This window comes from Arcanobacterium canis (assembly GCF_029625435.1).
Classification (GTDB): domain Bacteria; phylum Actinomycetota; class Actinomycetes; order Actinomycetales; family Actinomycetaceae; genus Arcanobacterium; species Arcanobacterium canis.
The window spans coordinates 1,674,568-1,689,271 of sequence record NZ_CP121208.1 but is presented as its reverse complement, the minus strand read 5'-3'; the positions used below and the strand labels follow the sequence as shown (position 1 = coordinate 1,689,271).

Sequence of the window (14,704 nt, the reverse complement as noted above, 5' to 3'; positions counted from 1 at the left end):
TTATGGAGTTGAAGAAGTATCAAAACCGGGTGATCGCCGATCTAGAAGATTACCTCACCCAGCTCAACGAGCAGCCTACGCTGAGCGAAGCGTTCAAGATGTTTTGGGAGTCTCGCCAGATCGAGGTTGGCACCCCGCAGATGCCGGGCTACCAGAACGTGATCGATGGCGTTCCGCACGTGTGTTACAAGGTTCCAACTGGCGGCGGAAAGACGTTCTTGGCTTGTGCGTCGGTGAAGCCGATATTTGAGGCTTTGCCGCCGACGCGGAAACAGGCTGTGGTGTGGCTGGTGCCGTCGGATTCGATTTTGACGCAGACGTTGGCTGCGTTGAAGAATCCCTCGCACCCGTATCGACAGAAGCTGAACGCTGATTTTGGTGGCCGTGTTGAGGTGTATTCGAAAGAAGAGCTGCTGGCAGGGCAGAATTTCAGCCCGTCGACCGTGGCTGAGCAGCTGTCAGTGATGGTGCTCTCGTATGATTCGTTCCGCTCACGAACAAAGGACGGACGCAAGGCATACCAAGCTAATGGGAATCTTGCTTCGTTCGCGACCGCGTTTGGTGCCCCGGAGCAGCCGATCGAGAACGCGGATGAAACTGCACTGTTCCAGGTGATTAACCAGTTGAATCCCGTCGTTATCGTGGATGAGTCGCATCACGCGACGAGCACGTTGAGCCAGGAGATGCTCACGAATTTCAACCCAGCGTTCATTCTTGATTTGACCGCAACCCCGAAGCGGCAAGCGAACGTGATCTCGTATGTGGATGCGCTCTCACTTAAGAACGAGAGCATGGTCAAACTTCCGGTCATCGCATACAACCGGGCGTCACAAAAGGATGTTGTTACGGATGCGATTGATCTTCGCCGTTCACTAGAAATCGCTGCTACACAGCAGTATGAGAATGGTGGCGCTTATATTCGCCCAATCGTGTTGTTTCAGGCTCAGCCGAAGACGAGCGAGGACGCTACCTCGTTTGAGCGGCTGCGTGACAAGCTCGTCAAGGCGGGTATTCCTGCCGAGCAGATCGCGATCAAGACCGCCGACGTAAACGAGCTTAAAGGCGTTGACCTGCTCAGCAAGGAGTGCCCGATCAGGTTCATCATCACGGTGAACGCGTTGAAGGAGGGCTGGGATTGCCCCTTCGCCTACATTCTGGCGTCGTTGGCGAACAAGACCAGCCAGGTCGATGTTGAGCAGATCCTTGGCCGTGTTCTGCGCCAACCCCACGCCAGGAAGCAGCCGAACACGTTGTTAAACATGAGCTACGTGTTGACCTCTTCAAACGATTTCGGAACCACGCTCAATCAGATCGTTGCGGGGCTCAACAGTGCCGGATTCTCCAAGCGTGACTTCCGCGCAGCCGATCAAGTCGCTTTCGACTTCACTGGCACGAGCCAGCCAAGCAAACCCGCCCCAACGTCTCCAGTCCTAGGGGAAGATATGGACGTTGAAGAGTTCCTGGAGTTCGATGAAGAACAGGTTGCAGCTGATTTAGATGCGCGAGAAGAATCCGCTAGTTCACCAGAGCCTTCGGCGGATCCGACGGTTGCTTCGATGATCGAGCAGGCGGCTCAGCAGGGTGCGGACTATGAGCAGGAGGCCGAAGAAGCCGCACAGATGGGTGAGGGCTTCGTGCCTTCAGATTTGGAGGATGCTGTGGACACGAGCTTCGTCAACCCCGAATTCGCTGACGAGATCGAAATCCTTCGCCTTCCCCAATTCGTCATCCAAGAACCCGGATCAGCATTGTTCCCGACCGCTCATGAGGGATACAACGAGCTTAAGCACGAGGCACTAGCCGGTGACTTTGACTTGGCTACGAAAGACATCGACATTGACCTGTCGACGGCAGACGAGCAGATGTACAAGATCGACGTGCGAAAGGACTCCGAGGTTCCTAAAGCCTTCCGGATGTCGAGTACCGATCAGAAATTCATGCGCGAACACTTCTCGAAACTGAGCGTCGAAGGACAAAAGCGCAACACGGCAATCGCCATCTACGATCGGATCAAACCGATCAATTCGATCACTGACTCTGACTTGCGCGCATACATTGTGCGGATGGTTGAAGCGTTTGGCACCGAGCAGCTGCTGACATTTCAAGAACACCCGCATGCGGTAGCAAGCAAGGTCAAACAGAAAATTGACGGCCTTTTGGAAGCGCACAAAATCAAGAGATTCTATGAGGATATCGAGACCCGCCGCGTTGATGTTCAACAACTCTATGCGTTCCCGAAAGCGATCCAGCCCATTCATGCCTCCTCCCTGATTGGTGGCTCCCTGTATGAGGCCGAAGACAAGATGAACGGCTTTGAGCTCGAACTCGCTGGTCGCTTCTCTGGAATGGACAACGTTCGTTGGTGGCACCGCGTCATTGAACGCAAGGGCTTTTGCCTCAACGGTCCGTTCAACCACTACCCAGATTTCGTCGTGATGACCGCTAGCGGCACCATCGTGGTTGTCGAGTCCAAGGGCGAGCATTTGAAGAACGACGATTCTAACCGCAAGATCAGGCTCGGCCGGGCGTGGGCGAACATGTCTGGCAATGACTACCGCTACTACATGGTCTTCGAAGATGGCGTCACTCCGCCTGACGGGGCGGTCACTTTGTCGGAGCTCGTGCGTATCCTCGAAAAGCTGTAGGCGGGAAGGACACCTCTTGGGAGAAGACGAGATGGCACAGGCAACGATCACGCCAACGCTGCGCGGCGACACATTCGCGTCCACGTTCACCGAAGTGGCCCATTCGAACACGTTAGGTCTTCGAAACGACGAACAGTTACGCCTGTTCCATCTGTCTATCCAAAACAACCGCTTCGACCACACAGCCCTCATAAAGTTCCTCAAACGCAACGTTGGACGCTACGTCTTCTCCCGCGCCGAATACGAAGGTTACAAACAGCGAGACGATCTCGAAGAAGTTGCTCTCGACGCGGTAAACCGGATGCGTTCACAACAAGACGGCATGGGGTTAGGTGAAATCTTGCTCTACGTCCTGCTCGAACAAATCCTCGAAGCACCCAAAGTGATGAGCAAGATCGAGCTCAACCAGGCCCGAGGCCAGATCCACAGCCGCTGTGACGCCATCCACCTACTCACACCAGACGGTCAGCGAACCACCAGCAGCATCGTGTTTGGAACCTCCAGCGTGATCGGCAACATTGGGGATGCCATCACTGCAGCATTCGACCGCGTTGTAGATATAGAACAGAATCGCTCAGACGAGGTTCAGCTCGCCGAGCAAACTGTGTTCACCAAGACTCTCGAGCCAGCAACAGCAAACTACGTCAAAGATCTGCTAATCCCGAAGCCGGGTGGGGCACCCGTGTTCGATACCGCTTATTCGATGTTTCTGGGCTATGACATCGGTCTCGATCCGAAGAACTACAGCAACCAGCAGTATCGGGCTGCGCTCGATCAGAAAATGCAGGGCGATATCGCAGCGCACGCCCAAATCATCGCCGACGAGATCAACACCCGAAACTTGGATAATTACTCGTTCTACATCTATGTTTTGCCTCTCAACGAAGTAGACGTCGATGCGTGCGCGATCATGGATGGGCTCGTGGACGGGCCAGGTGGTAGCCATGTCTGACAAGCAAGTAACCGTCGGCGATCTCGTATTTTCTGACATCGACTCCAACGAATTCCTCAAACAGCTGTACGCCAACCTGCTCTACAATTACGGCTTACATCGGTTGGGGTTGGTGGATCGTCACCCATACGACGTGGATTTTGAAGCCGCCCTGCGGTTCGCAGACCTGCTGTCGAAATCAACCCACCCCACCAATCGTGACCGGCACAGGGTGTGGGCGCAAGAAATCGCGCTCCTGTGCCACATTCTCTACCCACAAGACGCGCGAACGAAAGCATACGTTTCTGCAATCTTCACCACGCTAGGTAACTACCCAGGCCTGAAGCAGTTGGGCGTGACTTCCGATGCGGGCATCCTTGACGCCGCATTCAACGCCTACCAAGCCGAATACCTCACCGTGCCCGGTGACAAATCGATGAAGTTTTTCGCGCCGCAAAAGAAGATCTACGACCGCCTGAACGACGGCAAGTTTTCCTTCTCGGCCCCAACATCCTTGGGTAAGTCCTTCATCATGCGCACCTTCATCACCAACCAGATCAAATCCGGGGTGAAGGCCAACTTTGCGATCATCGTGCCGTCAAAAGCGCTGATTAACGAGACGCGCTCGAAACTGATCGCTGACCTTGGCGAAGACCTTGAACGCCGCAACTACCGAATCGTCAGTGCCGCCGGTGACATCGTGCTCGAAGGCGATCACAACTTCATTTTCGTACTCACCCCAGAACGCCTGCTTTACCTTCTGATCGGCAAACCTGCGATCGAGTTCGAGTACGTCTTTTTCGACGAATCGCACAAGCTTTCAGGCAAGAACAGTCGCGCCCCGTTCTACTACCAAACCGTGACAATCCTTCAACACCGCCACAGGCCACCACACTTCGTCTTCGCTTCACCCAACATTCCCAACCCAGAGGTATTCCTGAGACTGGTTGATCCAAACTCTGACGAGAATGAAACCAACGCGGTCGCAACCCAGTATTCGCCAGTCACGCAGTTCAAATACCTCGTCAACCTGCACGAGAACACCATTTCCAGCTACAACGACCACACCCAAGAATTCACGCACCTAGCCTCGCTCCAAGCTCAGGACACTACTACACAGGGCGTAACCCGATTTGTTAGTGAATCATCACGAGGTTCAGATCATCGTGGGCAAACCATCGTGTTTCATTCTGCCCGGCATCACGCAGTGCAAGCGGCGCGTGACTACGCTCAGAGTTTGGCAGACCTCAACGATAAAGACTTGGACGATCTCGCAAAAGACATCGAACGCGACGTCCACGAGGACTACTACCTTAGCGGTCTTATCCGTAGAGGCGTCAGCTACCACATCGGCTACCTTCCACCAGCGATCCGTGAACGCATCGAAGGCCTGTTCCGCGAAGGCAAAATCTCGACACTATTTTGTACCAGCACGCTTCTAGAAGGAGTCAACCTGCCCGCCGACAATCTTGTCATCACAACCAACAAAATCGGCAGAGCAGGAATGACAGCAGTCGATTTCAAGAACCTGATCGGCCGAGTCGGGCGTATCGAGTTCAACCTCTACGGCAACGTATTCATCATCGTGGGCGACCAACTTGCATCCGAGCAAAAGGCCAAGGAACTCCTACAAGCGAACGTTCCTGCACAGAAGCTATCCGTGCAAACCGACTCACAAATCATCAGCAAGAAAATGAAGCAAGGAGTCGTCAAGGATCTACAGGAAGGTCGCATCGAATTCTCCAAAGGGAATGAGAGCTATGAGCGTTATGATATGAAACGCAAATTCGGTCTCATGCTCTTGCGCGACATCACTACCGGACGTCAAAGCCTGGTGCGTGAAGAATTCTCTGACTATCTTGACGAACAGGCTACCAACAGCATTATTGCTACTTTCTCGCGACGCGAAGGCCAACAAGATGACGATATCAATGTCTCCATTGACCAGGCAGAAGCGCTGACGCACGCAATCCAAGCTGGACTCCAGTATCCACAACTTTCTCCAAACGGAAAGTTCAGTTACGACGAGACCCTCGCGTTTCTTCAGCGGCTTGCCTCAATCTTCAAATGGCGAATTTACAATCCCGAGACGTTAGGGAGAACACCCAAAGGAAGCGACCAGCTCGCTATGCTGTCCTGGTACACCGTCCTCCTGTTGCAGTGGATGGAGGGACACGGTTTGCGTTCCATCATGAATCGTGCAATCGAGCATCACCGGAAAACTGGAATTGTGTGGATCAATCGGCAACCGAATCGCTACCTAGATTCGAAAGAACACCGAAACCTTGTTTTTAGTGACACGCTTGAAGCTATTGAGCAAGTAATCCTTTTTGAGCTATCGAATTACTTTCTTAAATTCTCCAACGAATACAAGAAGGTCCACGGAAAAGAGCAGTTCGACAACGACTGGTACGAATACGTCGAGTACGGCACAACGAAACAGGAAACCATCCTTCTCCAACGACTCGGATTCACCCGCGAAAGCGCCACTTACATTCGAATCAACGTCTCAAATGCAATCTTCCTTCACGAAGGAAAACCCCACCTGAACCCGATTCTCCTCGAAAGCTCGAACATCAACGTCCGCAAAGAAGCCAACGAAATCAGATACAACGTACCAGAAGCCTTCTCGATGCCTCTAACACCCTCGTCTGATACCCGCTAACGCAAGCACTCGCGCAGACCCCCTTAGGTCGAAACGCGCACCTGCCACGCGGACGTCATGGCGACGAGCGTCGGATCGCCGAACCTCCAGCGAAGTAGCGAGCAGCCCCAGAAACAACAAAACCCCTGCTCAACAGGGGTTCAAGGGGTCAAGCGGCTTTTATCATTTTCGACGTCTTAATATCTCTCATACCTGCTGCAACGACACCTTGAGGCTCGTTCATGACATCTCAGAATCTAGACCTCATTATTCGTCCTGGGGTCATCCTAGGACCTGCGATTGCTCGCGACGGAGTGCCGGTACATGCAGTTTACAATGTTGAGGAGGATCGCTATTACCAAATTGGTGAGCGGGAATTCTTCATTATTGACAAATTAAAGCGGGGGTTGGAACTCGATCAAATCAGCCGTTTATACACGGATAGATTTGGTAAGGTATTAAGTGCGAAGTCGTGGCACCAAATGGCCATACTGTTGAGGTCTAAGCGTCTTCTATTGGAGGACGGAATCGAGCATGATCCCCAGGTTCAAAAGAGAATGTTATCTAGGAACTGGAGACTATTTTCCGGAAAGGTTGGTCTCTTTGACCCCAGCCCATTAATAGCGAATATCCAGCGTAAATGTCCTTGGGTGGTATCCAAAGGAGCCTTGCTTTTAGGTCTTCTAGGCTTTGCCGCCCTATGCATGGTAGTCGGATTCAATTTTAAGACTATGCAGGGCGATACCGTTCGTGTGTTTACTGAAGTTCCATCAATCGCGGCTCTTATTATCGTAATCCTGCTTTTTTCAATGTTCGTCCACGAAATGGGGCATGCCTTAGCTTGTGTGGGCGCAGGTGGAGCCTGTCATGAGATTGGTTTCGCATGGCGTATACCGATGTTCTATTTCTACGCGACTACTGACGACGTGTACCTAGCTCCAGCTAACCGACGTGTTGTGGTGTCCACCGCTGGAATGTTGGCCGGCTCGCTCCCCTTAGTTCCATTTGTGGTGGCCTATCTGTTCTTAGGGGAAGGTTTTGGGGCGGGGGTTGTTGCATCCATTCTTTACGTTGGATTTTTCGCTACAGCTATCAATTTAGTTCCTCTTTTTGGGCTTGACGGCCACAAGATTTTAAGTCATTCTCTGGGTGTTTGGGACATATCTTCTGAAGGGCGAAACTGGATATTAAACGTAGTTTCACGTAAGAGTCCGTGCAAACATTTTGGTTTTGGCGTTAGGGTTTTTGCGATATTCGAGCTGCTTGCTATGACCGCGATGGTGGTGGGTAGCACCTGGTGGTGGATAGCGTTTTTGGCTCTCAAGGTTGGCGTAATGTGGGCAATCCTGATTGTCATCTTGATGTGGCTTATTGCTGGATTAATATTGATGTTTTTTGTTCAACGTAATCGGAAGAAAAAGTTATGAGTCCAGTTTTAAAAGTGACTCCTGAGAGGTCACGAATAGATAGCCCAATTCAGATAACGGCCACAGGTCTCGTCCCTGGAGAACGGGTTGCCATTCGAACTAATGTTACGGATGGCGCACTTAGGGAGTGGGAGTCAATAGCCGCTGTTAACGCGGATTCTGCAGGTATGGTCGATCTGTCTAGGATGTCTCCTCTTGAAGGCTCGACATATCAGGGTGTTGATGGGGAGGGGCCGTTGTGGTCAATGCTGGGTCCTGATCAGTCGAAGTTTTTCACCCGCAACCTTCCAGTCGAGTTGGAGTACCATTCTGAGCTACTCCGCGCTGATAGCGTCATCGCTTCAACTCGATTTCGTAGACATTTCGGTGCTAATGTCAAATGCGATCAGGTTCATGAGCCTCCTGTTGTGGGCACATTCGCCCATCCTAGCGATGACTTGCCACATCCAGGTGTCCTTTTGTTGCACGGTTCTGACTCTGTCGACTTGGCTGGCGCCGCCAAACTACTCGCTTCTGAAGGCTATTCCGTTTTGGCCCTAAGGTGGTTCGGGATTGAGGATCGTCCTCTACACATGGTCAACATCGACCTGAATGATATTGATCGTGTCGTAAAACATATGCTCAATGACGATTTTGTGTTGGGAGACCATATTGCCGTGATTGGGCTGTCTCGCGGCGCAGAGCTGGGTCTAGAGTTGGCTGCAAATAACGCCAACGTGGGATTGACTATCGCCCTATCGCCATCGTCCATCAGACAAGCTGGAATAGGTGAGAATTACTCATTCAAGGATCCCGCATGGATTCGAAACGGGAAATCCCTTGAGTGGGTACCTAGTGGCAATGGATTTGGGATGATGATTTCGTGGTTATCAGCTGTCATCCGAAGAAAACCGATGCGCCAGAAACGCAGCTTCCTTAAAGACCTAAATAAGAAGATCGAGGCTGTCGAAAAGTCAACTATTCGGGTGGAAAACTGCAAGGGTTCCATTACCCTGATTTTTGGGGACGATGACGGGCTGTGGCCTTCTAAAGAATATTCTGACCGCATTGTTAGTAGATTGAAAGATGCCGACTGGCCGGGCAATCTGAGGGTTGAGTGCCTGCCTAGTGCTGGGCACTTTGTTGGGTTCCCCTATGCCCTTCCCACCCTGCCTCCAATGTGTATTCTCAAACCCACCTCATTTTTCTCAATTGACTTCGGCGGCTCAGCCTCAGCGAATGCCGAGTCGGCCAAAAAGGTTTGGCAAGTAGTTCAGGAAGAGTTATCTCGGTGGAGTATGCCGTTAATTACTGAATGCGATAGGAGGAGCAGTGGAGAGGGTCGTTGACTGTCGTGGCTTGAGCAAGACCTACCGGGCAGGAACAATTGCGCTTGATGGCCTTGATTTTTCCGTGGAAAAGGGTGCTATCCATGGGCTGGTAGGTAGAAATGGTGCTGGTAAGACTACGCTGATGAAGTGCCTATTTAATCTGATTCGCCCCACATCCGGCACCGTTAGCGTGTTCGGTCACCCTGCCGGGCAGATGGCTCACAATGTGGGTGGGTTGATTGAGATGCCGGCTTTCTACAAGCATCTTAGTGGTAGGCAAAATTTGGCTCTATTTGCCGGATATTTCGGTGTGGACGATGCTGAATGCGGGCGCATTCTCGAACTTGTTGGGCTGGCCAATCGAGCTGGAGATAAAGCCTCGCGGTACTCTCTTGGCATGAAGCAGCGGCTTGGAATAGCTATTGCCATCTTGGGCAAGCCCGAATTACTGATTCTTGATGAACCTGTAAATGGTCTGGATCCGCGGGCGATTACGGAAATCAGAGACTTGATGAGAACCCTTCGGGAGTCTGGAACTACAATTTTGCTTTCCAGCCATCTGCTTGGCGAGATTGAGCAAGTTTGCGACACCGTCACCGTCCTAGAGGCCGGCAAACTTGTGGCTACTGGCACGCCAGGGCAGCTTCGTCAACAGTTCAACGGTCAGGCTCCATTCGAGTTGCAGGTGGGGGATCTGGCTAAGGCTTCGCAGCTATTGGATGGCATGAGTGTCAAGGTTGAGGTTGACGGATCAAGTCTTCTTGCCTATCTGCCGGAGGGTATGACTGCATCAGATTTGGTCAAAGTCCTAGTTAAGGGGGACATCGAGGTCGGGTCCGTTAAACGACGGGACTCCCTAGAGGCCGCCTATCTGTCGATGACTCGGAAGGAGCAGTGAAATGAGTGCTGTTAGTGTTCAGAAAAGCTCGTCAACAAGCTTGTGGCAGATCGTTCGCACAGATGTGAAAGCGGCGAGCTTTAAGCCGGCAATTCGGATAGCTGTGCTCATCTGGGTTTTGCAGATCGTGATTTTTGCTTATGTAATTCCGTACATCCTCTATCACACTGCGACCGATGCAATCGGGCTTGAAGCTGCTGAAGCTCTACGGGCAGGCCTCGACTTGTCGGTGTTGGGTGAATACGTGACTGCTTCTGTACCTCTATATGGCATTCCCGTTGGCGTGGTCGTGGGAGCCATCCTGGTCTGCAGTGACTACGAGTTAAAGACCTTGGGTGTGCTTTTGGCGAGAATCCCCAAGCGCTGGTGGCTTGGAGTTAGCCGCTTAGTTACCATGGCGGTCGTCTCCTTGATTATGGCTTTGTGTTCTTTTATTGCAGCAGCTATTTGCTCCACTATTTTCACTACTATTCAAGGCACGGGGTTCGGCTTTGATTTCGGCAGAACGATGTTGGGTCTTAGTGCCACAACTCTCGGGCTCTTCTCATATGCAGTCTTGGGGTCTCTGTTCGGGTATCTGACCAGGTCGATCCTAGGCGCTGTGATGCTCTGCCTTGGCTGGACCTTCGGAATTGAAACGCTTGGCATTGGAATGTTGGCCGGATCTTCCGACTTCTTCAAAGTGTTGCACGGGTTCACCTTGACTGGGAATATTGGTTCACTTCCGACAACGTTGGACAGAACTGAAGTGCTTAGCGCTCTGTCTTCACCCGGGGTGAACACGCTGCATTCAGGCTCAGTAGCATTGCTTTTCATAATTTGTTGGCTGGTGTTTTGCGCGTCTTTGGGTACCTTTCTGCTGTGCCGAAGAGACGTATCCTAGCAAATAACTCCCGCTTCTGAGTCTGCCCCCCCCTGAGCGATACTCGCTAACGCAAGTCCGCCCGTACACCACTTCAACACCGAACAGGCATGAATATGCTCGAAGGACTCTATACCCACTAGGTCATCTTCGAAGTGGCAAACCATCCCAAATTTTCCCCACAAACAGCGGAAACCCCTGCTATACAGCCATTTACGCCCTTACAGCCCATTTATCATTTTCGACGTCTAAGTATCCACTTATAATGGCTCTATATCAACGATTAACAAAAACGTTAAAGGTTGTGCACACAACCCGCGTACACAACGGGCCAAGAATAGGTAGAGCGCAACACATGGCATCTCCACTAGACGAACGAGAATGATAAGTCGGCGTTTGCGTTAGCGAGTATGTCGCGCCTTCGTCGGAAAATACTTCGGCATCGCACCCGCAGCCATCGCGATCACGTCCACCAACCGGCGACGCTCCGTGCTCTTGACACCAAACGGAACAACAACCTGCATGTCACACCCCCACTCTTTTTGGAAAGACCGCCCACCCCCGAAGCAGTGGTGGAACCAAACGGTTATGACACATACACGCTCTAAACCTCAAGGAAAGCAAGCACGCTAGAGATACTGGCTGATAATTTCCTTTCGCTGAAGATCAAGCTCGACTAGTGCTTGCTGCAGACTTTCGATTTCGGCATTGATCTCGTCTACTTGTCGAGTGAATTCATCTTGTGCCGCTCTTGGAGGGAAATAAAGACGAAGTGAGCGAACGCGCTCCGTTGAAGCGCGATTAGCGCGCGTGAAACGCTGCCTGCTACCTTCTGCCTTCAAAGCAAAAGCGAGATATTGTGCATTGACTCCATCATTGAGAACTCGTAGCGTTCCGCAATGATCTGTTGGGTAGAACGGTTGCTGTGGAGGAATATAATTAACATCCCAGTCACCATCAATTCCCCAGATCACTGTTCCGACTTCATAAGATTCAAAGATGGCGCCCTGGATACGACCGAATGGTTCACGCACATTGGCACTATAAATCGGAATGCCATCATTCGATACTTGGGATTTGAGAACCCTCTTGCCGATGCCAAGCCGGAAGATGTCAGAATCAAGCCTTAGGGTTTGCCCCCCCCCGAATCACTTCGAGATCGGCGAAGAGTTTCTCTATCTTGGCACGGTAGTCTTCGATCGCCATCCGCGTGTTCCTGTATTCCTCATCGATTTTCGTGCACTTATCAACGATTTCGCGCTGCACAGCGAATGGTGGTTGCGGAAGTTTTATCGAACCTAGATCTTGAGCATTGATACTTGGATACTGTCCTTTGCCGGCGCGTGCCATAATCTGTTCCATAACTTGTTCTGACGCCTGGAATAGGAAGTACAAGAATTCAGGCAGATAACTCTCCTGATCCTTTACCGTCAGAACAGCAAATCCGGTAGAGAACACCGCATTAGTTGGAAGATCATCCCGAACGATTGCAAATGCTCGCAGATTAGGTCGAACTGTTGAAACCAAAACATCACCTGGCACTGCGATGCGGCGAGCACGGGACGGGGCTTGACTGCCGAGAATCTCGTTGCCATAGTCGATATGGCCGTTTCCTTTACCTACCGAACTCACATCGATATAGGTGAAGGTCACACCCGGGCTTAGACGTGGATCCTTAGAAGTGGTGTTAATAAAGGCAATCTTCGAGAGCGCAGCGAAAGGATATTTACCCACAAGCTCTGTTGCACGGCGAACTGTCGTGCTGATTGCTTTGCCGAAGTCGGCTCGGCTGAAGTCAATCATGTCTTTCAGCTGGATGTACTGATAGTAATCTTTGTGAGATTCGAGGGTGCGTCGGGTCGAGTCGAAGGTGGCGCGCACGAGCCCAGCGAGAGTGTTATCGTCGAAGCGGTTATCGGGGTTATAGAGCATGCCACCTGGCTTAGTGATGACGATGCCTTTACGCCCTTGACGTTTGGTCCACGTGTAACCGAGGAATTCTTTTTGTTCCTCATTGACTTTCGGCGCAGTGATCACGAGGACAGTTTGCTGGTAGACCATCGCGAAGTATCGGATCTTCTTCAATTCTGCAGCTTTGACGTACTTGTAGAACTCCCGATCAAGCCAATGTTGTTGTTCTTGAGCGCTGCAACGTTGGAAGGTTTTCTGCTTCAGCTTGTTTTTGACGTGTGCTTGGTTTTCAAAAGCGGTGACGTAGCTCTTGAGATAGTTCGTATCACGGAAGTGGTGATACGGCTCCGTCTCGGTGATGAATAGTTGGTATTCGTCGCTGGAGACGCTGATCTGGCTCAGGTAGGCGTTGTAGATGTCTTGGTCTTCCCACCCATCGAGTGGCGCGCCGGAAAGGATTGCGTGAGCGCTGTCGGCGACGAGTTTGAACCGCACTGGTGGTTCTTCGATTCGTTCAAGGAAAAGGATTACAGTGTTCGTGCCGGTTTCCCCGAAAGTATTACTGCCAAATCCTGCGATGGCGCGAATATAGAAGTTTTGCAAAAGCTGTTCGCGAGCTGCCGTGTAGGTTGTGGTCTCGTTACTCAAGATTGACGCGGGTAAAATAACTGCCGCGACTCCTGAGGGTTTGAGGAGCTGGGCGATGCGCTCAACGAACAGGGTTTCAATTTCGGAGCCGTTGTTGGTGATGTGTTCAATGATCTGAAAATCGTTATTTTTCAGTTTCATGTGGCTCTTGAACGCTTTAACCGAATAGGGCGGGTTCGCTACGAGCACGTCAAAGGTGTGTGCTTCGATGCCTTTGTCTGGATAGTTTTCTAGACCGTCACCGAAGACGATGTTGGCGTCACCCGCGCCGTGCATGAACAATGAAATCTTCGACACGCGGGCAAGCCGGTAATCCTTTTCCATACCGTAGATTTTCGTTGCCACCCATGAACGTGAAGTGTCTGCCTCGGGTTGGAGCTCTTGGACGGCGGCGTTGACGGCTTCGACGCCTTGAGTAAGGAAATGGCCAGCGCCGCAAGCGTAGTCAATCACTTTGGGATAGTCGATGCCTTTATCCGTGCGTATCACGTCTTGGAGGGGGAGAGAATCCCAGATGAACCGGGTGATTGGCACTGGGGTGAAGAATTGTCCTTCGTTTTGTTTGAAACCCTTGTCGAGAAGATGTTCGAACAGGTCGCCAAGTGTCTGAATATCGGATGAGCCGATAATACGATAGTGCTCGAAAAGTTGCACCATCTCGACAACGATTTTGCCGTTTTGGTAGAAGAGTTCTTCGTTGTGTACGTCCTTGAAGGCGAAATCGTTGTTAGTGAAGAACTTCAGCACACGTAATGTGTCGCGTAGCTCTTTGATGAGGTTCTCGCGGCGTTTACCTGCATACTGCCGTACGACTGTTTCGGCGTAATCGTCAGGGACGTAGAAGATCTTTTCACGCATGAACCGTTCCATACCTTCTTTGTGGAGACGCTGGAGACGGTCTTGGAGAGACTCGTAGGTGTCGGTTCCGACTTTGTATTGGAACTCCACCTCGTCATCGTCACCTTTTTGCATTTCGTCAACGAGTTTGCAGATGAACAAGGCGATGAGACGGTTAAACGCGTTTTCTTTATCCGAGACGTTGTTGTGTCGCAAGATTTCTTCGAAGCGGTTCACAACCTTGTCGTTTTCACTGAAATCACGCAGGTCGCGTTTGCGTAGTGGCTTAACATCGGGATGATAGGCGCTGGAATCATCACGGAAAATCACGTCACCGACGAGGCGCTTTTCGTAGGTTTCGCTCCATACTTCAAACAGGTCGGTAACCGAATGTGCCTGCTTGTAGAGCCGAATCGTTTCGTCGGTATCTTTTTCGGCAAGTTTGAGGATGTTGGGATCGTCCTGGCATACAACGGTTTCAGTGCGATACCTGATCGTGCCGTCGAAGATGCCAGATGCGTAGAGCACCAGGTATTGGCTTGCGCGTTCTTGCTGCCAGTAGCTGAAAAGCTGACCGCCGTCATGGTTCAT

10 protein-coding genes are annotated in these 14,704 nt (G+C 51.5%); 7 read left to right on the top strand and 3 right to left on the bottom strand.

What is annotated here, in order from left to right:
• The first annotated feature begins 2 nt into the window (after positions 1–2).
• The 7 genes from P7079_RS07595 to P7079_RS07565 all read left to right on the top strand — a co-directional run bounded on the left by P7079_RS07595 (position 3) and on the right by P7079_RS07565 (position 10,738).
• Entirely contained in the window at positions 3–2,645 is a 2,643-nt protein-coding gene (locus P7079_RS07595) for a DEAD/DEAH box helicase family protein (protein WP_024330650.1), read from the top strand.
• Between the two features lie 31 nt (positions 2,646–2,676).
• Positions 2,677–3,597 carry a HamA C-terminal domain-containing protein gene (locus P7079_RS07590; protein WP_114976656.1) on the top strand — a complete coding sequence of 307 codons (921 nt, stop codon included), beginning with the start codon at positions 2,677–2,679 and terminating at the stop codon, positions 3,595–3,597.
• Positions 3,590–6,241, top strand: coding sequence for a DEAD/DEAH box helicase (locus P7079_RS07585; RefSeq protein ID WP_231782327.1), 2,652 nt, complete (start codon positions 3,590–3,592; stop codon positions 6,239–6,241). Before P7079_RS07590 ends, P7079_RS07585 begins: the two co-directional genes overlap by 8 nt.
• A gap of 221 nt (positions 6,242–6,462) precedes the next feature.
• Positions 6,463–7,647, top strand: a complete 1,185-nt coding sequence (locus tag P7079_RS07580) for a zinc metalloprotease (protein WP_278012666.1) — start codon at positions 6,463–6,465, stop codon at positions 7,645–7,647.
• Entirely contained in the window at positions 7,644–8,975 is a 1,332-nt protein-coding gene (locus tag P7079_RS07575; RefSeq protein WP_278012665.1) for an acyl-CoA thioesterase/bile acid-CoA:amino acid N-acyltransferase family protein, read from the top strand. Before P7079_RS07580 ends, P7079_RS07575 begins: the two co-directional genes overlap by 4 nt.
• 10 nt (positions 8,976–8,985) lie before the next feature.
• The gene (locus P7079_RS07570; RefSeq protein WP_278012664.1) at positions 8,986–9,855 is read left to right on the top strand and encodes an ABC transporter ATP-binding protein; all 870 of its coding nucleotides are present in this window, start codon (positions 8,986–8,988) and stop codon (positions 9,853–9,855) included.
• Position 9,856: 1 nt separating this feature from the next.
• Complete coding sequence (locus P7079_RS07565) at positions 9,857–10,738, top strand: hypothetical protein (RefSeq protein ID WP_278012663.1); 882 nt, start codon at positions 9,857–9,859, stop codon at positions 10,736–10,738.
• A gap of 380 nt (positions 10,739–11,118) precedes the next feature.
• Here P7079_RS07565 and P7079_RS07560 read toward each other — a convergent pair whose 3' ends face one another.
• From P7079_RS07560 to P7079_RS07550, 3 genes are all read right to left on the bottom strand, one after another.
• The gene (locus tag P7079_RS07560) at positions 11,119–11,241 is read right to left on the bottom strand and encodes a hypothetical protein (RefSeq protein WP_278012662.1); all 123 of its coding nucleotides are present in this window, start codon (positions 11,239–11,241) and stop codon (positions 11,119–11,121) included.
• A gap of 105 nt (positions 11,242–11,346) precedes the next feature.
• Positions 11,347–11,751 (bottom strand): restriction endonuclease subunit S domain-containing protein, encoded by a 405-nt coding sequence (locus tag P7079_RS07555; RefSeq protein ID WP_278012661.1) that lies wholly within the window; start codon positions 11,749–11,751, stop codon positions 11,347–11,349.
• A gap of 85 nt (positions 11,752–11,836) precedes the next feature.
• Positions 11,837–14,704: an N-6 DNA methylase gene (locus P7079_RS07550; RefSeq protein WP_278012660.1), complete on the bottom strand. Its 2,868-nt coding sequence runs from the start codon at positions 14,702–14,704 to the stop codon at positions 11,837–11,839.

Excerpts from the sequence above, each read along its gene's own strand:
- P7079_RS07550 (WP_278012660.1), bottom strand. The coding sequence starts at position 14,704 with ATGAACCATGACGGCGGTCAGCTTTTCAGCTACTGGCAGCAAGAACGC.
- P7079_RS07580 (WP_278012666.1), top strand. The coding sequence starts at position 6,463 with ATGACATCTCAGAATCTAGACCTCATTATTCGTCCTGGGGTCATCCTA.
- P7079_RS07590 (WP_114976656.1), top strand. The coding sequence starts at position 2,677 with ATGGCACAGGCAACGATCACGCCAACGCTGCGCGGCGACACATTCGCG.
- P7079_RS07585 (WP_231782327.1), top strand. The coding sequence starts at position 3,590 with ATGTCTGACAAGCAAGTAACCGTCGGCGATCTCGTATTTTCTGACATC.
- P7079_RS07565 (WP_278012663.1), top strand. The coding sequence starts at position 9,857 with ATGAGTGCTGTTAGTGTTCAGAAAAGCTCGTCAACAAGCTTGTGGCAG.
- P7079_RS07575 (WP_278012665.1), top strand. The coding sequence starts at position 7,644 with ATGAGTCCAGTTTTAAAAGTGACTCCTGAGAGGTCACGAATAGATAGC.
- P7079_RS07595 (WP_024330650.1), top strand. The coding sequence starts at position 3 with ATGGAGTTGAAGAAGTATCAAAACCGGGTGATCGCCGATCTAGAAGAT.
- P7079_RS07560 (WP_278012662.1), bottom strand. The coding sequence starts at position 11,241 with ATGCAGGTTGTTGTTCCGTTTGGTGTCAAGAGCACGGAGCGTCGCCGG.